General features: G+C 47.4%; 1 pseudogene. It reads left to right on the plus strand.

What is annotated here, in order from left to right:
* A pseudogene (locus FD23_RS09870) lies at window positions 1-230 on the plus strand (IS4 family transposase); the annotation flags it as partial.

The raw sequence follows: 230 nt of genomic DNA on the forward strand, positions 1-230 counted from the left end.
AAGTCTGGCAAGTGTACTGCTGGCTTCTCCAAAAACACCTACTATCGATTCATGCAGAACCCACATATCAACTGGCTTCGCCTCACTATTCTGCTAGCTGAGAAGATCGTCAATGGGCACCTGAAAGATCTGACTTCTGACCAACGTGGCGATTGCTTCGTCTTTGACGATTCGCTCTACTCTAGAACTGGATACAAGAAGACTGAGCTGGCTGCCAAAGTATTCGACCA

This window comes from Lactobacillus delbrueckii subsp. delbrueckii DSM 20074 = JCM 1012 (assembly GCF_001433875.1).
Classification (GTDB): domain Bacteria; phylum Bacillota; class Bacilli; order Lactobacillales; family Lactobacillaceae; genus Lactobacillus; species Lactobacillus delbrueckii.